Origin of the sequence: Brevibacillus laterosporus (assembly GCF_030489605.1) — a bacterium.
Taxonomy (GTDB): Bacteria; Bacillota; Bacilli; order Brevibacillales; family Brevibacillaceae; genus Brevibacillus_B; species Brevibacillus_B laterosporus_E.
The window spans coordinates 77524-98689 of sequence record NZ_JAUKFY010000016.1 but is presented as its reverse complement, the minus strand read 5'-3'; the positions used below and the strand labels follow the sequence as shown (position 1 = coordinate 98689).

The following is a 21166-nucleotide window of genomic DNA, read 5'->3' as shown; positions in this document are numbered from 1 at the left end:
AATACAGACAGCAAAACGTGAAAAACACACGTTAAGACTTTTACGGCGCATTTACGACCTGTAATTTTTTTCTGCGCCTTGGAATCGTGTTCCCCATTACTGTCGCAAAAGGCACCTTTCAAGTCACTTTTCAAACAACAAATTGGTAGGTAGGCACCTGTGCATATTCTGCAGCCCCCAAGGGGGGTACGGTCTGAAGGAGTTCGATAAAGCGAGGGCCAATTGACGCTCGGAATTTACAGATGTTGTGTCTTTGATTGTGTGATCCGGCTTTGCTCACATTGGGCGAGCCGGTTTTCGCTGTGTTTGGTGGGATACAAAAGACAGAGTCATCTATCCCTCAGCGATGGAATTAGAACAGGTATCCTTGGACGGAAGAGGCGTGCTGTCGTTGACGCGATCTGACTGTGCGGGCCTTTGCTTCCTTGATTGGCGGCGGTGAAGGCTTCACGGGTAAACGTGAGGAATGCCTGAAGGACCCTTGAACACGGTTATTTTCGTTTACAGGTACGGGCGCCTCCTGAACAGTCCATCAACGTTACACAATGCAGGGATACATAACGCAGCGACCAAAGGGATCTTTCTCACAGCATAGCTCGGATCCCACGCTGGTGATCTTCCTGAACGCTGTTTTTTACGTCCATTTTCGGTACATGAGAACACACTCGCCCAGTCAAAGGGAATTTCTGTTAATACACTATCATAGATCGTGATACGGAGGTGAGATCACTTGAAAAAGAAAAAATCTAAGTCTAAGCAATTCAAGAAAGTGAATGGTCAATTGGTTGAATTTCGTTATCCTAGCTTTCGCGAATGTATGACTGAATGTATGCGTGTAAGTCCGCCTCATGAAGATGGCACCATGTGTGAAACGATATGTATGCCGTATCGAAGACCAGAATATCTAGTGGATGAACTGTGTTACTCTCGTTGCCGTCGGTATGAATCTCACAGGTATTGTGATGCAATTTGTGCAAGGCCTCTAGATGTTTATCCTTGAAAACGTGGAGGTGTTCCGGGGTTCTCCGGTATTTAGCCACTTACATGCACTGTTAATCGGAAATACGTGGTTCAAAAAATTCCTTCAAGTGCATTTCCTCCTACCTATCGAACTATTGTGCATTATTGTAATATCGGAAATTCAACTATGCATCTTACACGTTTTGTTAAGTTAATCGATGTTTTGCTTTGTCTGGGGTACCGCCAACCAAATGACATAAAACCCTCGCTAAGAATTTGAATGCAATAAAAAAACTCGACTTCTGTACGTTAAGGTGTTCCGAGAAAATAAATTAGTAGCCTGATGATGTTAATTTAACGCAATTTCTCCATTTAAAAAGGCTCTTACCTTTGATAAATAAGTAGTAGACAAATTCTTAACATCCTTACAAAAAGCCAGTCAAAACACGAAAATAAAGTGTTTCTGGCTTTGGTTTTTGTGCACTCTCGATACCGGTAATTCCCATACCAATTAATCCCCTATCGCTTTTTGCGTTGGATCATCCATTTTACTTTTTCGCAGTTGAGCATGATCCAGTCACCTCACTTTTGATTGTTAGCACCTATTCTTCAGTTAAAAGCTGTTTAAGAGTCCGTAATCTTTTCAGATCAGCGGGTGACCTGAAATGTAATCCAGGATGAAGATGGTTTTCTCGATTCATCCCATTTCCCGGAGGTGCGGTTGCTAAACTGTTCTGGCGAGCATAAGATTCGAGTTTCCCCATAATCAGCGATGCCAAAACCGTTCCTTCCCGGATGAAATGCGCAAGCCGCAATACATCATCGCAGTTCTCCTAAATGATGTTTGCATTGATCTGTCCGCGCAGCAGCTTCTCCAGTTTCGGAAAATCGCTGGGCTTTCCGATGGTATACAGCTTGGAATCAGAAAGGTCGCGCAGACCCGGCGCAATGTATCCTGAGAAATCTAAGTGTTTCTATAAAATTTAATCATTACAAAGATCCAAATGTTAGAATAAGGACCGTGCAACCGTTTCTTCTTGTTTGGTATAATACATGGTACAAAGCATGCGAGGAGATGTTCATGATAAAAATACTTGTGGTGGATGACGAGAGCAGCATCAGGGCGGCTGTAGCTTATGCGCTGCGTAGGGAAAGGTATGAGGTGGAGATGGCTGCGCACGGCCAGGAGGCGCTGGACAAGGTGGAGGCGTTCCGGCCTACGGTTATGGTGCTCGATGTCATGATGCCTCGTGTAACCGGTTATGATGTATGCCGCAAGTTGGATGGACAGCCGCGGCCAGCGATTCTGTTGTTGACTGTCAAGGATGATATTGTCGATAAAGTGCTGGGCCTGGAGCTGGGCGCTGACGATTACATGACCAAGCCCTTTGATATGCGGGAGTTGCTGGCCAGAGTCAAGGCTCTATCACGCCGGGGAGGTTGTGTACAACAAATGCAGCAGGACCAGCAGGATGTGCTGAGACTGGGAGATTTGACCGCAGAGATGTTCAGCCGCACGGTGTCTATACAAGGAGAACTGCTGGATTTAACGCCTAAGGAATTTGATCTGCTGGTCTTACTGATGCGCAATCCGGGGCGGGTCTATTCACGAGAAGTGTTGCTGGAGAAGGTGTGGGATATGGATTTTGCAGGCGGCACCCGCACCGTGGACATCCATGTGCAGCGTCTGCGCAAAAAGCTGGGCATCCACCACGGGCTCATTCAGACCGTGTACGGAATCGGTTATAAAAGCACGAGGTCACCCTAGATGAACGGAAAATTTCGGCTGGGCCTAAAGGGGAAAATGTCTTTATTACTCGCCCTGCTGCTCGTTTTTGTCGTAACCTGCCTGAGTGTGCTGGTGCTGAGCGGCATCCGGGAGAACCAGCGAACCATGCTGGAGCAGTCTTTTACCCGGCAGGTAGAAGCTACCAATCTGCGCGTGCGGGAGGAATATCTGACCGAAGGCAGGATGCCGCCGGACCAGTTTATGATGCAGTCGGGCCAACGGCTGGCCGTGGATTTGGGCGCACAAAGCGGTATGGCGGTGACGTTGTATACGGTGGATGGCTCCATTGCCGGCACCTCGCTGCCATTTCAGCCCGAGGCCGATGTGCAGGATGCTCTGAAATTTACAGCCCAAGGGGAGTCGGCGTACATTACCGAAGGGGGTCAGCTGTTGTTTCTCGCTCCCCTGTACAATGCCGAACAGCGTCTGGGCACGGTGCAGTTTCATGCTTTGCTCACCGAACAAAAAGCTTTTTACGTCCGTATTCGCCGGTTGTTTCTTCTTGCCGGAGCCACCGTGCTGGGTGTAGGATTCCTGATCGGTTACGTGTATGTCCGGCGGCAGGTCAATGTCATTGACCTGCTGAACAGGGCGGCATCGCAAATTGGGCAAGGAGATTATTTATCGGCCCCTTCGGTAGTCAGAAAGGATGAGCTGGGTGAGCTAGCACAAGGAATCTATGAAATGAGCAGAAGCATCTCCACGTCTGTCGGTGCTCTGCATGAGGAAAAGCAGAAGCTGCTTGAAACGGTGGGTCGACTGCGAGAACTGGAGCAGCAGCAAAAGCAGTTCATCGGCAATATCAGCCATGAGCTGAAGACGCCGTTAACCTCGATTATCGCGTACGCCGACCTATTGAATATGTACAGCGATGATCCTGCCCTGTTGGATGATGCCGGAAGACGCATCCATGTGGAGGCACAGAGGCTGTACAGTCTTGTGGAGAAGGCGCTTCAGCTGTCAGCGATGGATGTTTACGAGTTTGAGACACATGCGAAGGCAGTTCCTCTGCAGCTATTGCTGGAGGAAGCTGTGGCCCGGCTGCAAGGAAAGGCGGACAGCTGCAGGGTTACGATCCATACTTCGCTTGCTGCAGGTGAGGTGTGGGCCGATCCTGAGAACGTGATGCACATAATTCTAAATTTACTGGACAATGCGGTAAAATATAACCGACCAGGCGGACAAGTTCACCTGCTTAACTACACTGTAGCATCAGCAGACGAAGCACACCGGATGATCATCGAGGTTGCCGATACAGGAATCGGTATTCCGGAGGAAGCCGTATCCCGCATTTTCGATCCGTTTTATACGGTTAGTAGAGACCGGTCAAGAGCCAGCGGCGGAACAGGACTTGGGTTAGCCCTGGTTCGCAATCTGGCCGAGAAGCAAGGGGGAACGGTAGAGCTTGCCGAGACAGGATCGGACGGGTCACGTTTCAAGGTTGAACTTCCTATATACACCAAAGACAAAGGCGAAGCCCGGAATGAATGAGATCATCCGGGCTTTATGCCATGATTCAGCCGATTCCGGCTTCCTGAATTGTTTACATGTTCGTTACAAGGCAGATATGTTTTCGCAATATTGTCTCTTTATACTAAAGAACCATGGGGAAGCTTGCATCGTGTTGAATCGGAAGGAGACAACAACTGGTTCAAGCGACCTGGGTCTGAATAACATTTTTGAGCAGGAGGACCCCGATGACGATCAACAAAGGGAAAAACATCGCCGGACTGCTTGCCGCGACCTTGCTGTCAGCCGGCATCTTATTCGGATGTAATGCAGAGCAGAAGAGCAGCACGTCGGTTACAACAGACCAAACCAGCGCAGGAGAGGGAGGAGGAAAACGTGAACTGACAGTAGTCAAAGAGAGCAAACCACCTGCTGAGCAGGGAATTGCCGTTCAGCGCATACACCGGATTGATGGCGCAAATATCGAGAAATGGCTGTCAGACCATGAACTGGATATCCAGGTAACCACGTTGGAGAAGCAGGCCACCGCTACGAAGGAAGGGCAATATAGCTACCGCCGGTTCCGTTTTGATCTGCAGACAGGAAAGCGGCTTAGCATCAAGGAACAGGCAGGAGCGGGTCAGGGAGAGATCATCAAATCATTCCTATCACCTGATGGGAAATACAGCTTCATTCAGACCTGGAAGAATAAATATGAGGCCGTGAATGCGATCAAAAATATGGCTACAGGGGAGCAGCGTGAAGTCACGGTCGACAATTATATGGAAGTAGGAGGTTGGCTCAATAATGACTCCTATATTCTCGCAGCCGGCTCGATGAAGGATCGAGGCGAGATATGGAACATATCCGTGGACGGTACCCGGGAAAAGATCGAGCTGAAGGATTCCGAAATAGAGAGCTTCACCGAATTTGCCGCGGGTAACGGGAAGATTTATTACAAAGATGCCAAAAGCCGCCTGAAAAGCTTCACTCCTACACAATCTCGGCCAACCCTGCTTGCGGCGGATGTCTCCACCTTGAGCCTGTCTCCCGATAGTCAGCGGATTGCCGTCTCTACGGCAGGAAGCGGCGGGCAAGAAGAATCGCGCCTGCTCATCTACGATACGGGCGGTAATGTGCAAGGTTTGCTGATCGGTAAAGGTGATTTGCTGTCCCATCAATCTTGGTCCCCCGATTCCTCCAAGCTGGCCTTCGCGGTTTATACCGAGGATAAGGGCGGCATGAATGGTATCTATATTTTTGATACTGTCTCCGGTAAGGTATCGCCGCTAGGGTTATCGTATTACCCGGCATATCCGCTAAGCTGGAACCCTTCTGGCTCCAGGCTGGCTATCACCGTGGATGACAAAGAGAAGCTTATCGTAACACATATTGTCGATTTCAAAAAATGAATTTGTTCAGAAAAAGGAGAGATTCGTTGTGAAAAAAACACTTTTGTCCGCCATTGTATTGGGAATGACTTTATCGGGAGCCGCCGGTGTGTATGCTGGAAGCAAGCTGGAGAAGATCAACGCTTATCTTAATCACGGCATTATCTTTAAAGTAAACGGAACCGTTCAATCATTAACAGACAGTAATGGCAAAAAGCTGGTGCCGATCACCTATCAAAATACGACGTATTTGCCTGTGCAGGCCATTTCCAACATGACTGGAATCAATGTCGGGTTCGATGCCGCCAGCCAGCAGATTCGGCTGGAAACGAAGCAGACCGGCGATAGCCACCCTGCAGGTGAATGGACAACGATCAATTACAATGAAGCACAGATAAAGGCGATCAAAGAGGCTTACGCCAATTTCGAATCCTTTGAGACGGCCTATGCTCCAAAGCAAATGGCCAAAAATGACAGCTACGTTAAAGCGGCAGCTTCGGGCGATGGAGTCAATTTGATTTTTAAGCATATGACCGTTAATGTGTCGCCACGGGATTATTCCACCGGCTATAAATTCAAGGAGGTCAAGCTGTCCAACGGCGTCAGCGCGAAGTGGTATACACCTTCCAATACTCCGCTGCTGGGTTTCAAACTGGACGACCGGACGGTGACGATCAGTTCCCCTGACGGTTCCCTGAGCAGTAGCCAGATCGAACAGGTCGCTGTTAGTGTAGCTGAACTGAAGTGAGGAATAGCATAAGTACAGTTTTTCAAACGAAAAGGAATTCCTGATTTGGGGTTCTTTTTTGTTTTAATTTGCTTAAATCGGAAACGATATATGGTCCAAAGTCAGCTTTTTTTGTTTTAGCGATATATATTCCCTCCTAATTCACGTATTAACCCTAGCTTTACCGTAAATTGGGAGGTAAATATTTGTATTATTTTTTCTAATAACATTAAGCTACCGTACCCGTTAATGCTCGATTGGGTAGCACTTAATCGTTTACTTCTCTTCGAGTACACAATTCCTTTCTTTTTTTCTTTAATAGCTTGAACCCTCCGTCGCTTTTGAATCTGTTCTTCTGTCAGCCGATGAATAATAACCCGGGTTGGTAGCTTTTGATACTGACTTATGTATCTATTTGTCCACGTAAAATGGCTTCTAGTTTTGGATACTTACTTGCTTTATCTATTGTAAATAATTTTGAATCGGATAAATCTCTTATTCTTGGAGCAAATTTAAATCTCAATAAATGGGTCAATCCGAAAATCTGGTGTGTGTAAACAGCAGTGTCTCTATAATGCTCTTCTACGTTTAGATCTTTTTCATGATCCAATAAACCATCGAAAACATGAATTGCATCCCTTGAATTAGTATGAATAATCTTTGTGAAGTAAGAAGAGAATTGATCACTTGTAAATCGATAGATGGTGGCTCCTTTTCCAGTTCCGTAATGTGGGTTTGCATCTGCATGTAGTGATGAAACACCTGGCTGCATTCTCATACCATCTGACGAAGATGTTGTACGGTCGTCCCAATAGAAAGGTAATTGTAATTTGTGTGAAAATTCACTAATACGGCTTGGGCTTTATTCATTGCATCTTCATACATGCGCCATTGAGACACATTGGCTAATTGCTTATATGTAAGCCCGGGGTGAGTTGTCAGGTACTCTTTGCTTTTCAGATTCGTTCATTCCTCGGATAATCTCTACAGCTTGTAAAAATGGTTCATTTGCCTTTGTAGAATGAAATCCCAATACCCTTAATAGCGTTGGCGTATATTTTCTAAGTGAATAAAATCGTTTTTGCAGTAAGTCTAAATAATCATAGTCGGCAGGACGTGCTTCTTCCACCGAAGAGACAAAAGAATTCCATTCAATAACGGATTCTAAAACCTTAAAAACGTCTAATTTTTCCTCTTTTGCTTTGATTAAAGCTTGTCCGATGTTTGTAAAGTGTATAACCTTCGCATTTAGCTTTTTACCGTTTTGTTTCTGAATTTCTTCTTGAGCCTTAAGGCCTTTTGATAGCAGACTGAGTATTTGTCTGTCATGAATTTCAAATGCCTTATCCGTTACCTTCTGGATAAGATGTAATAAATAGACGGTTAATATCGAATATCGTTTGCTTTCTTGAAAGTCGCGGAATGCTTAAGGCTCAACCTAAGTGAGTAGCCATAGCAGGCGATTGCGATGCAAATGACCGTTTCATTCGATTCCTCGTATGTATTCGAGTTGTTCTATTACTTTTAGAAATGTTTCGGGTGAAGGATGACCCGGTGGTTCCTTTAACCAACCCAATATCGTTTTATTGGATTCGGATGGATGCTGAAAAGTAATCAATCATGTATCAATAGGGTGTACTCTATTAAAGGATCGCGAACACTCAAAAAATGTTGGAGGACATAAGGAAGGTGACATCATTTATGTTACAGATCTAAATCGAATTACTCGAAGTACACAAGACCTGTTTGAATTAATCGATTACATACGTAGTAAAAAAGCAAATTTAAAATCACTAAAGGATCTTATAGAAGGAACTGGCATTTCACAAATTCTCTTTATACCGATCTATCCAGAAACGAACCCTAGAAACCCCATAGCTGATCAGTTAAATTCCTTTTATGTAAAAGATGTGACGGACTAGAGCAGCAACCCTGTGACTCCCCTTTTAACATACGATGTTTTTCTTGAAGAAAAGAAATTGTCTTTTGTACAACAAGATAACCGTTTGGGGTTATTTGTTAATGATAAATTGATTAGTATTGTATAGTATCGTATTATTGGGAGCGTCAGGCTTCGAATTGGTTAGAAGCTGGGATTGCTATATATAACTATGATTTATTGGAACGGTGGATATGGAACAACCTTTTTTAAAGCTTGGATAGACCATTTATCTTTGCCTTTAGTAAGAGTAGGTTTCACAACAGGTTCAGGGAATCAGCGTATGATGCGTTTAGGTGAGAAGTTGGGAATGAAGCTAGAAGGAAGACTAAGAAATTGTAGACTGGTTAACGGTAAATATTATGACTCAGCAAATTAACACTACAAGAATCAGAATCACATTTATGGAAATCAGCGGATATCCTACGTGGATAAGCGGATTCCAGTGATTATAAATACTATATATTCATATTCGGAAAAGATTCCGGTTGAGAAAAGCAAATCCATACAGGAGAGTTGATAACTATGAGCGATAAAATACTTGTTGTGGACGATGAACATGAAATTGCCGATTTGGTTGAACTATACTTGAAAAACGAGAATTATACGGTTTTCAAATACTATACCGCCAAAGAAGCGTTGGAATGTATAGACAAGACCGATCTTGACCTTGCCATATTGGACATCATGCTTCCCGGCGCAAGCGGCCTCGCTATCTGCCAAAAAATAAGGGACAAGCACACCTATCCAATTATCATGCTGACCGCGAAAGATACGGAGATAGATAAAATTACAGGGCTAACAATCGGCGCGGACGATTATATAACGAAGCCCTTTCGCCCGCTGGAGTTAATTGCGCGGGTCAAGGCTCAGTTGCGCCGATACAAAAAATACAATGGAGTAACGGAGCAGAACGAAAATGTTATCGTTCACTCCGGTCTTGTCATTAATATAAACACGCATGAGTGTTTTCTGAACGAGAAGCAGTTATCCCTCACTCCCACCGAGTTTTCAATCCTGCGCATCCTCTGTGAAAACAAGGGGAATGTGGTTAGCTCCGAGCAGTTATTTCATGAGATATGGGGCGACGAATATTTCAGCAAGAGCAACAACACCATCACCGTGCATATCCGGCATCTGCGCGAAAAAATGAACGACACCATTGATAATCCGAAATATATAAAAACGGTATGGGGGGTTGGCTATAAAATTGAAAAATAAAAATAAGAATAAAAAAACCGATTATTCCAAACTGAAACGAAAACTCTACCAGTATATCGTTGTGATTGTTATGGCAGCAGTTGTGTTCGTGTTGTTTTTGCGTTTATTTATCAAGGGGACACTTGGGGAGTGGATCGTACGTTTTTTGGAAAACAGTTATCACTTAGAGCGTCAGGACGCGATGATAATATATCAGTATACTATACGGAACAATACAGAAATCTTTATTTATGTGGCGATTGCCATTAGTATTCTTATTCTATGCCGCGTCATGCTTTCAAAATTTGCAAAATACTTTGATGAGATAAATACCGGCATTGATATACTTATTCAGAACGAAGATAAACAAATTGAGCTTTCTGCGGAAATGGAGTTCATGGAACAGAAGCTCAACACATTAAAACGGACTCTGGAAATGCGAGAGCAGGATGCAAAGCTGGCAGAACAAAGAAAAAATGACGTTGTTATGTACTTGGCGCACGATATTAAAACGCCCCTTACATCCGTTATCGGTTATCTGAGCCTGCTTGACGAGGCGCCAGACATGCCGGTAGAGCAAAAAGCAAAGTATGTGCATATCACGTTGGACAAAGCGTATCGCCTCGAACAGCTAATCGATGAGTTTTTTGAGATTACGCGGTATAACCTCCAAACGATTACGCTCACGAAAAAGCACATAGACCTATACTATATGCTGGTGCAGATGACCGATGAATTTTATCCGCAGCTTGCCGCGAATGGAAAACAGGCGGTTATCCATGCTTCCGAGGATTTGACCGTAACCGGCGACCCCGATAAGCTGGCGAGGGTCTTTAACAACATTTTGAAAAACGCCGCTGCATACAGCGAGGACAACAGCGTCATTGACATTACGGCGGGCCTCTCCGGGGATGTGGTGTCCATCGTTTTCAAGAACGCCGGAAGCATACCCAAGGATAAGCTCGCTTCCATATTTGAAAAGTTTTACAGGCTGGACGATGCCCGTTCTTCCGATACGGGCGGCGCGGGACTTGGATTGGCGATTGCAAAAGAAATCATTGTTCAGCATGGCGGGCAGATTTACGCGGAAAGCAATGATAACTACACGACGTTTACAGTAGAGCTTCCGGCCTTGCCAGACTCGGTTGATAAAAGGAGTTCCTAAGAAATGAATATCGTTTCTTAGGAAAATCTTAAGGTTATCTTTACTTTTTCTTAGGAAATTAACAATTTAATATTAAAAAACGGCTCGTTCTTGCGCGGTAGACTAAAACCGTAAGAACGAGCTTTTTTCGTTTCGCCAGAGAAGGATATGACAAGTTATGCGTGGATTAAAATACAAGGCCGGTGGTTCACATAGGTAAAACGGAAAACTGGGCGGCGAAGCATTGGATGTATTGGAGGGAGAGGAAGGGATTTTCTACTTTGATTACACACAAAAACGAATTGATAATCAATTTTTACTGAAACTTCAAAGGGTGCCGAACGTGATAATCAAGCCGCATGCGGCTTACTATACCGAACAGGCGTTGCGTGATGCCGTTGAAAATACAATCAAGAACTGCCTGGAATTTGAGAGGAGAGAGACACTTGTATAGATTAAAAATAGCCATCCTGTTTGGGGGCTGCTCAGAGGAACATGATGTGTCGGTAAAATCAGCTAAAGAGATTGCCAACAACATTAACACAGAAAAATATGAGCCAATATACATTGGAATAACCCGATCCGGCGTTTGGAAAATGTGCGAAAAACCATGCATGGATTGGGACAACGAAAACTGCCGTTTGGCAGTGCCTTTCTCTGGACAAAAGAATGCACGGGCTGCTTGTCATGCGGGATAAGGGATATCAAATACAGCGTATAGATGCGGCATTTTCGGTTTTGCACGGCAAATCGGGTGAAGACGGCGCCATACAAGGTTTATTTGAATTGTCCGGCGTCGAGAAAGGAGGAAACTGAAAATGAAGAAGTGGGGTTTTTTATTGTTATTTTTATTGTGCTTTGGTTTTGCCTTCATTAATAAAGCACCGTTTTTTCAGGATAAAGTAGAAATTCAAAAATATGATCAAAATCACAAAGATCATTTAGATAAAAGAGGGACTTCTGAAAGTACCCAAACAAAAACGATTACAAAAGAACAGATTTATCAAGGAAATCTGCTCTTAATCAACAGTAAATATCCTGTTCAACAAAAGAGTATAAAATCGGATGTCATAAATTTATTTACGCACAAAGAATTGACAAAGGGATATGGGTTACTTGATAACGAAATTAAATTATCAGAAGAAATAGCTGAAAAATTTTCTGAAATGATAGCTGCGGCTGAAGAGGATGGGGTTAGTAATTTCTTAATTAGCAGTGGTTATCGAGACATTGATGAGCAAAACAGACTGTACGAGGAGATGGGGGCTGACTATGCTTTGCCAGCTGGTCATAGCGAACACAATTTAGGATTAGCGCTTGATGTAGGGTCTACTCAAATGAAGATGGAAGAAGCACCTGAAGGAGAGTGGATAGAAGGAAATTCCTGGAGGTACGGCTTTATATTACGCTATCCATTGGATAAAACGGATGTTACAGGAATTCAATATGAACCTTGGCATATTCGCTATGCCGGCTTGCCTCACAGTGCGATTATGCAGGAAATGAATTTAGCTTTGGAAGAATATTTGGATTATTTAAAAGAAGAAAAGAGCATTTCTGTTAGTGTTGCTGGGAAAAAATATACAATTTCATATTATCCCATTCCTCAAAACGAGACAATTGAAGTTGAAGTACCAGCGAATGAACAGTATGAAATATCTGGTAATAATATTGATGGAGTGATTGTGACCACATTTTCTTGAATTAGGTTCTAAAATGATAAAGTCATAGGATTTAAATGCAAAGTTAGGAGACGTATTCTATATGCTTACACTTACAGTTTTGTATACTTATTTTTGTACTATTATTTTTTGTATTGTGTTTCAAATTGGATTTTTAGTAAAGGCGCAAAAAAATTTATCTATTAAGCATTTTCTATGGGTGTATGTTTTTCTTTTCTACCTTGCGCTAGTGTATATGGTGACGGGGATAGGGAATATATGGGTAATAGGAAGATATGAAACATTAATTCGTATAAGTGAAATCAACTTACTCCCTTTTGCTTCTGAAGGCAGTACTACGTATATTTTGAACATTATTTTATTTATGCCGTTAGGCTTTTTATTACCAACTATTTGGCCGCAGTTTAGATCAATTAAAAATGTTGCATATACTGGATTATTTTTTTCATTGGCTATTGAGCTAAGTCAATTGCTAAATCATAGGATTACAGATATTGATGATTTACTTATGAACACCCTAGGAGCGATTATTGGGTATTTAATGTATAGTGCTTTATTTGTAATGGTACATAAAAGAGGTGAAATAAAACCTGATATTAAATCCTCTCTAGTAGTCAAATACGAGGCTGTTTTTTATTTAGTTTGCTCGTTTATAGGTATGATATTACTTCATTATCCAATTTTATTTCGAAAAATTATCTAAATGAACATTATGATTGTCTGTATATATAACAAGGAAAGGGGTTAGGTTATCAGTTGCCTGAGGGAACAAAAATTATTTGACAAGAGAGATGTTGATAGTATGAAAAATATCGGCATTACCATTTATGGATGTGAGAGGGACGAGGCTGAAGTGTTCAATGAACTTTCGCTACGCTTTAGCGTCATACCTGCCATTACAAGCACTTGATAATGGTTACGGTTATACAGCTGATGGGGGAAAACATTCCCGTTTCGTGGTAAAGGGATTAATCTTATGCCAACACTTGATGAAGTACTTATATCATTTTCCAGATCGTTCTTTTCTTATTCATATTAAAAGTGATGATAAAAATGAAGGAATCCATGCGCCCTCTGGGTTAAAAGAGATGCAGGATACGCCGCCCAGTCATTTAACTAACAAAAAAAGGACCCTCGTCATGAGGGCCTTTTTGCCTTTTCTATGGCTGTTGTTGAATCTTGTACAGACCGTTCTATAAGGTAACTGTTATTTACAGTATCTTTCAAAAGACCTCTTCCACTCCTGATATTTTTTGATTTTTGCATTTACAGCAATCCCATTTATATATGCATTTGTTTTGCAATAGACCGTTTCCTTGATTTATAGGGGAAGCCGGTCTATTTACGTTGGGGTGATGAAAGGAACAGGCATCTTAATTACAGAAACATTTCAAGCACACATAAAATGACGATTGTACCGCTGATGAGGGTCCCAAATTTACCAAGAGGCAAGGAGCAAATTTTGATCTTTCTTACTTTTTCTCCATAGGCTAGACTCATCCACAAAGTGAAAAAGTTGGAAAGAGATGCTGTGAAACTAATCGTAATTACAGGGAGTTTATGAAAAAAAGCACGCACTTTGTTTGATAAGGTATGAATCGAAAAAGCAAGTAGCAGAATCGTTGCTTCTCCTATTTTTAGTGGAGCAGGTTTATGACAATAGGAGCATTCAGCAGTGCTAAGCATGTGTGTGAACTGTTTCGAAAAAATGTTTTCAAGAATGATCACATTTTTTCGATCGATCGCTAATAAAATAATTTGACTAACAATCACACTTGCGAAGAAGCCAACTACAAGAAGGGAAATCCAGTGACCAAAATAAATGCTGCCTAGGCCAAAAAGAAAGTATATCAGAGGGATCCAGATCGCAGTTGCGTTCGAATTATGAAGCTCTCGTAAGCTATGAACTAAAGTAGCACCTAATTGATCCAGACTAGATGACGAAAGAAGACCAACTAATAACAATGCATTCATTGGAATACACTCCTTTTTTATAATGAACTTAGTTGAGTTAATTACTTTTCCTACGTGAAAGTTATCTATTTCATGAAAAAGCTTTTTCTTACTTGTATGTTACGAAAACGTTTAGAAAATGTGCGTATTGCCTGTGCCCAATGTTTACTTTATCTAAACAGGTTTGCATTCATAAATGTAAATGGGGGAGGATGGGGAATGGGAAACCAGTCAAAAGAGACGGAATTAGGAATTCTCATTAAAAAATTGCTTCAGGAACGGTCAATGTCCATGCGCAAATTAAGCAAGCAGTCTAGAATCAATGTTGCAACCATTTCCCGAATTATTAATGGGAAACAAGCCGCTCGCCCAAGGCATTTAGAGCAAATCAGTAAGTGTCTTGATGTATCAATGGAGCGTTTATATGTAGCGGCTGGGTATCCTTTAACAATCTCTAATGAGTCTCTACCATCCGATATTCATACCTCCATTGATCACATTCAAAAGGTTCTTGAATCATCAGGTCTATTCGACTGGAAATATACGACGAAGCAGGTACAACAAGAATTAGAAAAATATGAAAAGCATGCACAAACGAATGAAGGAAGCAGAATCATTAAAGAAGAGTTTCAAGAGAAAGTGGAGAATGTGAACGGAGAAGGACCGTTTATTGATCAATTAAAAGAAATGTATGCGCGATTTTGTCATGATGAGATTCAACCATTAGAGAAGGCTGTAATTGGCAGTGCGCTGCTATATTTTATTTTGTCAGTTGATATCATTCCTGATTATGTCTTTCCCATTGGATATCTGGATGATGCGATTGCAGTTCAACTGACATTGCAAAAGCTAGGGATACTAGAAGAGAAGAAGAGGAATGAGGAAAGGGAATAAACTTTTCAGTAATTAATAACAAGGGGCTTGTTCAGATATAAACGTAAAAGTTTTCTTGATCAGGAACAAATGTTTGCTATATGATGAGTAGAAAATAGAAGGTACATATAAATGAAATAGATAGAACCTGATGGCTAATAGCATCAAGAACAAATTACACTATGTACTAATTGTACATATAAAATTAAAAAAATGGTGGTTTGTAATATTTCCTTTTCCCCTTTTAGCTCACAGCTTATCCCTTTAAACGAAAATACTTATTCCTTTTGCTGAAAGGGGAAAAGAAAAAGAAACCATTGTATATTTTTTCCTTTTATGTACAATTAGTACATAGTACAAAATAGAAAGAAGGTGACATTCCACTATGTCAGAACGAGAAAGCACTGGGTTTTTAATGAAACAAAGGGCTTTTCTTAAGCTATATTTGATTACTATGGTGGAAAAGAAAAAAGGATATGCCCTACAAATGCTTGATATTTTACAGCATGACTTCAAAAATCTTGGTTATCGACCTAATCACGCGGAGATTTATCGTTCTCTTGATGATCTTGTAGAGGATGGAATTTTATATCGTGTAAAAAAGCTTCAGCCCAATATGAATTCGAAACATAAGGAAGTTGTTTATTATCATTTTGTTTCGGACGGCGGATATGAAACAGCGATGCGTTATAAGGCAAACGTAAAAGCGGATTTAGACAGATGTATCAAAATATTGCGAAAAGCAGTTGCAGATAATTATTAATAGCATCATGAGCTCGTTACGGATAGCCCGATTTCTTACTTAGAAATTAGGGCTTTTCTTGCTTTTTATGCGTAAACATTAACAATGCTTGCAATTTTTTAGATCAACATTCGTGAATGTCTGAAAAGTAGCGAATATCGTGTCGCCACGAACAAAGGAACTAAATGAATTGACCTGAAGAGAACGTATTTTTCAAATCCGTCATCAAGGGGTAAAGGTCTATTTGGAAAAGGGACGGCATATGGAAATGAGAGTTGTTGTGAAAAAGCTGGCCTCGGTCGTGGGATCACTACTATAATCATAAAAGTAGTTTGCTGGAGATTGCTGGCAAGCTCTTCTTTGAAACCCTCGTTGGGACAGCAAGCTCTTATATCAGTAATCATGAAAATACAAACTAAAACATAGATACTGGATGGATGCATGATGGATTGGACAGTTCGTACTGTTGATGGTAAATTCTCCACTCAATATGAGCATACTGTTGTGATAACAAAGGATGATCCCCTAATTCTTACGGAGCAAGACTGGTTCTTCTCCAATATGACGAAACATGCTGTTATTCTTTTATTTCATTTCCAGAGATTCAAAACGTGAAAAAAATTTCAACCAGATACTTATACATGGTATAAGAACCCTTCGTTTTTGGAAACAACTGTTTTCAACAAGAATTAAAAAACGGAGGATAACTGATGACACGTAATGACATAGGAAGGGAAGACCTGCCACGCTTTCCCGAGCCATATTGGAAAGATTTCGTTCAACTGCCGACATTTCCGGCATTGCAAGAAGACCTAAAGGTAGATGTCGTTATTATTGGTGGGGGAATAACTGGAATCACAGCTGCCTATCTTCTCGTAAAAGAAGGCTTGAAGGTAGCATTGCTAGAAGCTGATACTTTAGTAAATGGAACTACTGGGCATACAACAGCTAAAATTACAGCCCAACACAATTTGATTTATGATGAATTAATCAGTCATATGGGACAAACAAAAGCAAGACTGTATTATGAAGCCAATTCAGAAGCACTCCAATTTATAAAGCAGGCTGTTTCGGAGCATCACATCAACTGTGATTTTAGTCAGCAGGATGCCTATATTTATGCTACCACCAAAGAGTATGCCCGTAAGCTGGAGCAAGAGTATAGGGCCTATCAACAGCTTCGTATTCCTGGAGAGCTCGTCAATGACATCCCCTTTGATATTGACATTCATAATGCGTTATCGATGAAAAATCAAGCACAATTCCATCCTTTAGCCTATCTAGACAAGCTTGTGCAATTGATTGTTGAAAATGGAGGCCTCATTTTTGAAAATTCGATGGCCATCGATCTCGAAGAAGGCGATCAGCCAACTGTAATTACCCGCGAAGGTCCACGAGTTACAGCAAATTATGTTCTTTCGTGTTCCCATTTTCCTTTTTACGACGGTATGGGTTTTTATTTTACAAGATTGCACGCACAAAGATCATACGTAATTGCCATTAAAACGAAAAATGAGTTTCCAGGTGGCATGTATATTAGCGCAGATCAGCCAACACGATCCCTAAGGTCCGTAACGATGAATGGAGAAAATCTTGTGCTGATCGGAGGAGAAAGTCATAAAACCGGGCAAGGAAAGGACACTCTTGAACATTACAAAGCCTTAGAAGCATTTGCTCATGAAGTATTTGATGTAAAGGAAATCCGCTATCGCTGGTCAGCTCAGGATCTCGTTACCTTAGATAAGGTTCCATATATCGGAGAGATTACTGCGAGTCATCACAATATTCTAGTGGCAACTGGCTACCGAAAATGGGGAATGACAAATAGCACTGCCGCAGCACTGCTTCTTCGAGATATTGTGTTAAAAAGAGACAACCCTTATCTTGATTTATATCGTCCTTCACGGTTTTATATAAATCCTAGTTTGAAGGAATTCTTTGCAGTAAATCTTGATGTCGCTAAGCATTTAATCAGTGGGAAACTTGAAGTCCCCGATCTGAAAATAGAAGAATTAGCGAATGGGGAAGGCGGTGTTGTTCTATATAATGGAGAACGTGCGGGTGCTTATAAGGATGAAAAGGGTGAATTATTCGTCGTAGATACGACATGTACACATCTAGGGTGTGAAACAGAGTGGAATCATGGGGACCGGACCTGGGATTGTCCTTGCCACGGCTCAAGATTTTCACATGCGGGCGAAATTATAGAAGGTCCAGCAGAGCTTCCATTAAAAAGATTACAATAAGTCTCTTAGAAAAGAGGGCAATGAATAAGTCAATGCCTTCACATAAAAGAATTGAATTTTCTCTTTTTTGCGGTATTAGGCTTACAAGGGATTGTGTTAACTGATCACCGAATTATTTTCTTCCGATATGAGATCGGCTAAGAGGCTGTAACAACCCCCCTGATACCGATAGCTTAAGGGAAAGCGGAGACAGAGAATTCTTATAGAGAAAGACCTCAGGAGATGCGGGCACCTCGTGAGGTCTTTTCTCATGTTTATTTACGGTCTCGAATCTCTTTTTGAATCTGTTTATATGCTTTTTTGGAGCCTCTCTCTAAATCTCTCTGTAATTTGCGGGATTGATAACTAGTAAATAACGTATTTACATCATACCCCTTTGGATATAATTCGATTGCAGTCAGCTCCAGACTAACCCGTTTGCAATTGACCTCGATGAAATCTCCTTTATACAACACAGTAAGATTATTGGAATGATCCTTTTTCTTGTATACGATTCCAAAATCATCATATTCCCATAATTTAACTTTATCCCCAACCTCATATTCATACGTGTCTGCTTGTTGGCTCGCTATCTCTTTGGCTTTTCGCTTTTTATTTTCACGTATGGGGTTCAAATTATATTCTTTATTTCTCATATAATCTGCCGCCCGTTGGAGAACATTTTCATGCAAGTTCATTTTTTTCGAAATCCATAAGGCATTACTTTCCCCGGACTGTCCAATTATTAGTTTATACATAGGAGATAATGTCTCATTATTAAATTGCATAGCAGCATTCATGAAATCAGGATGAATCTCGGAATAGCGTTTTATTTCTCCGTAATGGGTAGTTGAGACAGTAATGCACCCCATGTGGTAAAACTCTTCTAAAATAGCGATCGCAAGTGCAGAGCCTTCAGTAGGTTCCGTACCGCTACCGATTTCATCAAACAGTAAAAGCGTATTATTCGTAGCAGCTCGCATGATTTCAGAAATGTTTTTGACATGGGAGGAAAACGTACTCAAAGCGTTTTCTATACTTTGATTATCGCCAATATCAACAAAAATCTGATCAAAAATCGCAACCTCCGTAGATTGATCTGCTCTGCTATGAAATCCGCACATCGTGGCCAATGCTACGATGCCGATGGTTTTGAGTACAATTGTTTTACCACCAGCATTAGGACCTGTGATTACTAAGCTTCTATAATTTTTCCCAATCTCAAAGTTTAAGGGGACGGTATCACCAGGTAATAGAGGGTGGGTGCATTCCACCAATTTTAAATAACCATGCTCATTAAGCCTAGGTGCTATACCATCAATGCTTTTACTATATTTTCCTTTTGCAAAAATCATGTCATATTGACTAATTGCATCAATATTTATCTTGATAGCATGTATTTCTTCGACAATCATGCCAGATAGAGTTGCAAGAATTTGATACTCCTCGATTGCTTCATCCGCTTTGAGTGTGGCTAGTTCCATGCTTAACTTAGAGATCGCGGCAGGCTCAATAAAGACAGTCGAACCTTTGGAGGATACCTCCACAATGACACCTGCAACGTGATTTTTATAGGAAGCCTTGATAGGAATCGTATATCTGTCATCTTTTTTACTGATGAAATAATCTTGGATATACTCTTTATTTGCACTGCTTTTTAGAAACTTCGTCAGTCTTTCTTCTATTTTTTCTTCTGTAGCCTTCAGGTGATTTCTAATCCGCTTTAACTCCTTGCTAGCCTGCGAATCTACGTGAGTACCTTTAATCGAAAAATGAATTGTATCTTCAATAGCAGAGAATTCTGTTATTGAATGTGCATACGAACAAAGCAGTGGAGCTAAAAATTCTTTGTCTCGCATAAATGTTTTTACTTTCCTGCATCCACGCAAAAAGTCTGCAAAACCAACCAGTTCTGAAGGCTCAAGAATGATTCCCTTTTCCAATTTATCAATCATATGTGCAATCATAGAGGTACCTAACAAGGGCAAATGGCTGTCTGTATCTAATATTTTCCGAGCCTCAGTTGTTTCCGTAAGGCGATGTCTAACCACATTTAGCTGGGTGCTTGGTTGTTGCTTCTCAAGCATTTCCTTACCTAAATCACTGACGCAATATGATTTCACGAGTTCTTTTAACTCCTTGAACTGTAATTTATCAAATGTATTTTGATTCATTTCTATTCTCCTCACAATGATATGGAATCGCTATGAAGATACCTATTTTTAGATTTCAATGAGGCAAAACATAAAAAAGCCGCGGCGACACCGCAGCTTTGCATACATTCATAGGAGCACTGTAAAGCCATCATCCATTATCGCTTGAACTAAAATGAGAATAGAGATGGAATTACACGCTTTTCTACAAGTATGGGTAGGTATCTTCATAGGTATACATAAATAAATCAATGAGAAAATAAGGGTACCCAAAATAAGGGATACGCCTATGTCAATGATTTATTTTGAATAAAATTTTCCTATTTAGAAGATACGACCAGACTCAAAAAAAGCACCTCTCACATATATTTGTTCACTCAATGAAATCTAAATAATTAGAGTCATTATACCTTATTTCTTTGAAACAGTAAATGATGTAACTAGCATATTTTGGATTTGATCAGAAAAAAGGATCTTCACCAGTCTTTTATTTGGTAATTTTAAACATGTATTTATCTGTAACTTTTTTACATTTCCAAGAATATATTGGATTCTTGTTTTTTAATCTACTATTTTGTAAAAAGGTACGCTAGATAAGTCTTTTTGATTATTGTAAGGAAAACCCTATCATTTATAGGACAAGAAAATGAGGGGAGAGAATTGAATCAGGATTAGCTCGTAAGCTTTAAAATCATAGACAGATATAATAAGGACTTTGATTGTTTTATGCTCTAAAGTAGCAAATAATTCTTTTACTAATTATAAACTTGAAGACTGCCATCCATAATAAGCCTTCATCATTTCGTATTTCAAGGTTTTTATTTTTTAACTTTTCTGTTATTTTAGATATTTATTATTACTTTTACTTGATAATTTGGTAATAAAAAACAGAATGAAAAGACAGAATATTGATAATTTCACTTTAAAAAATAATGATAC

16 protein-coding genes and 7 pseudogenes are annotated in these 21166 nt (G+C 40.9%); 19 read left to right on the top strand and 4 right to left on the bottom strand.

All coding sequences use genetic code 11. The features are described 5' to 3' along the window. Window positions 1–1660: 1660 nt before the first annotated feature. Window positions 1661–1784: pseudogene (locus QZ995_RS23965) on the bottom strand (Tn3 family transposase); the annotation flags it as partial. A gap of 257 nt (window positions 1785–2041) precedes the next feature. On the opposite strand from QZ995_RS23965, the gene QZ995_RS16720 reads away from it, so the two are divergent. The 5 genes from QZ995_RS16720 to QZ995_RS16700 are packed head-to-tail and all read left to right on the top strand — an operon-like array spanning window position 2042 to window position 6337. Then, window positions 2042–2728, top strand: coding sequence for a response regulator transcription factor (locus tag QZ995_RS16720; RefSeq protein ID WP_301808983.1), 687 nt, complete (start codon window positions 2042–2044; stop codon window positions 2726–2728). Then, window positions 2729–4240, top strand: a complete 1512-nt coding sequence (locus QZ995_RS16715; RefSeq protein ID WP_301808982.1) for a sensor histidine kinase — start codon at window positions 2729–2731, stop codon at window positions 4238–4240. Beyond that, the gene (locus tag QZ995_RS16710) at window positions 4233–4526 is read left to right on the top strand and encodes a hypothetical protein (protein ID WP_301808980.1); all 294 of its coding nucleotides are present in this window, start codon (window positions 4233–4235) and stop codon (window positions 4524–4526) included. Before QZ995_RS16715 ends, QZ995_RS16710 begins: the two co-directional genes overlap by 8 nt. Continuing rightward, a complete protein-coding gene (locus QZ995_RS16705; RefSeq protein ID WP_301808978.1) occupies window positions 4447–5610 on the top strand; it encodes a TolB family protein in 1164 nt (387 codons plus the stop codon). The genes QZ995_RS16710 and QZ995_RS16705 overlap by 80 nt, the downstream gene beginning before the upstream one ends. Before the next feature lie 28 nt (window positions 5611–5638). Then, window positions 5639–6337 (top strand): stalk domain-containing protein, encoded by a 699-nt coding sequence (locus tag QZ995_RS16700; RefSeq protein ID WP_301808977.1) that lies wholly within the window; start codon window positions 5639–5641, stop codon window positions 6335–6337. A gap of 382 nt (window positions 6338–6719) precedes the next feature. On the opposite strand, the pseudogene QZ995_RS16695 reads toward QZ995_RS16700, so the two are convergent. Next, window positions 6720–7258: pseudogene (locus QZ995_RS16695) on the bottom strand (Tn3 family transposase). 720 nt (window positions 7259–7978) lie between these two features. Here QZ995_RS16695 and QZ995_RS23960 point away from each other — a divergent pair. From QZ995_RS23960 to QZ995_RS16645, 10 genes and pseudogenes are all read left to right on the top strand, one after another. Further along, window positions 7979–8151, top strand: a pseudogene (locus tag QZ995_RS23960) (recombinase family protein); the annotation flags it as partial. Window positions 8152–8427: 276 nt separating this feature from the next. After that, window positions 8428–8634 carry a GNAT family N-acetyltransferase gene (locus QZ995_RS16685; protein ID WP_366919707.1) on the top strand — a complete coding sequence of 69 codons (207 nt, stop codon included), beginning with the start codon at window positions 8428–8430 and terminating at the stop codon, window positions 8632–8634. 146 nt (window positions 8635–8780) lie between these two features. Next, window positions 8781–9476 (top strand): vancomycin resistance response regulator transcription factor VanR-A, encoded by a 696-nt coding sequence (gene vanR-A / locus QZ995_RS16680; protein ID WP_301808975.1) that lies wholly within the window; start codon window positions 8781–8783, stop codon window positions 9474–9476. Continuing rightward, a complete protein-coding gene (vanS, locus tag QZ995_RS16675) occupies window positions 9466–10620 on the top strand; it encodes a vancomycin resistance histidine kinase VanS (RefSeq protein ID WP_301808994.1) in 1155 nt (384 codons plus the stop codon). The genes vanR-A and vanS overlap by 11 nt, the downstream gene beginning before the upstream one ends. Window positions 10621–10819: 199 nt before the next feature. Then, window positions 10820–11053, top strand: a pseudogene (locus QZ995_RS16670) (D-lactate dehydrogenase VanH-E); the annotation flags it as partial. Then, window positions 11046–11397: pseudogene (locus QZ995_RS16665) on the top strand (D-alanine--(R)-lactate ligase VanF); the annotation flags it as partial. The pseudogenes QZ995_RS16670 and QZ995_RS16665, both read left to right, overlap by 8 nt. A gap of 20 nt (window positions 11398–11417) precedes the next feature. Continuing rightward, a complete protein-coding gene (gene vanY, locus QZ995_RS16660) occupies window positions 11418–12302 on the top strand; it encodes a VanY-A/VanY-F/VanY-M family D-Ala-D-Ala carboxypeptidase (RefSeq protein ID WP_301808974.1) in 885 nt (294 codons plus the stop codon). A gap of 61 nt (window positions 12303–12363) precedes the next feature. After that, on the top strand, window positions 12364–12984 hold the full coding sequence (gene vanZ-F, locus QZ995_RS16655; protein ID WP_301808972.1) for a glycopeptide resistance protein VanZ-F: 621 nt from the start codon (window positions 12364–12366) through the stop codon (window positions 12982–12984). Between the two features lie 99 nt (window positions 12985–13083). Then, window positions 13084–13188 (top strand): annotated as a pseudogene (locus QZ995_RS16650) (D-lactate dehydrogenase VanH-E); the annotation flags it as partial. Next, window positions 13178–13372, top strand: a pseudogene (locus QZ995_RS16645) (glycerophosphodiester phosphodiesterase family protein); the annotation flags it as partial. The pseudogenes QZ995_RS16650 and QZ995_RS16645, both read left to right, overlap by 11 nt. A 286-nt stretch (window positions 13373–13658) precedes the next feature. Here the strand turns inward: QZ995_RS16645 and QZ995_RS16640 are convergent. Beyond that, entirely contained in the window at window positions 13659–14255 is a 597-nt protein-coding gene (locus tag QZ995_RS16640) for a hypothetical protein (RefSeq protein WP_301808971.1), read from the bottom strand. Window positions 14256–14453: 198 nt separating this feature from the next. Here QZ995_RS16640 and QZ995_RS16635 point away from each other — a divergent pair, with 198 nt between their 5' ends. The 4 genes from QZ995_RS16635 (at window position 14454) to QZ995_RS16620 (ending at window position 18095) form a co-directional block, all read left to right on the top strand. Next, window positions 14454–15128 carry a DUF1232 domain-containing protein gene (locus QZ995_RS16635; protein ID WP_301808969.1) on the top strand — a complete coding sequence of 225 codons (675 nt, stop codon included), beginning with the start codon at window positions 14454–14456 and terminating at the stop codon, window positions 15126–15128. Between the two features lie 364 nt (window positions 15129–15492). Continuing rightward, complete coding sequence (locus QZ995_RS16630; RefSeq protein ID WP_301808967.1) at window positions 15493–15870, top strand: Replication termination protein; 378 nt, start codon at window positions 15493–15495, stop codon at window positions 15868–15870. Between the two features lie 420 nt (window positions 15871–16290). Then, on the top strand, window positions 16291–16464 hold the full coding sequence (locus QZ995_RS16625; protein WP_301808997.1) for a hypothetical protein: 174 nt from the start codon (window positions 16291–16293) through the stop codon (window positions 16462–16464). Window positions 16465–16559: 95 nt separating this feature from the next. Continuing rightward, window positions 16560–18095, top strand: a complete 1536-nt coding sequence (locus QZ995_RS16620) for an FAD-dependent oxidoreductase (RefSeq protein WP_301808965.1) — start codon at window positions 16560–16562, stop codon at window positions 18093–18095. 254 nt (window positions 18096–18349) lie between these two features. Here QZ995_RS16620 and QZ995_RS16615 read toward each other — a convergent pair whose 3' ends face one another. Beyond that, on the bottom strand, window positions 18350–20248 hold the full coding sequence (locus QZ995_RS16615) for an endonuclease MutS2 (protein WP_301808964.1): 1899 nt from the start codon (window positions 20246–20248) through the stop codon (window positions 18350–18352). Window positions 20249–21166 lie beyond the last annotated feature (918 nt).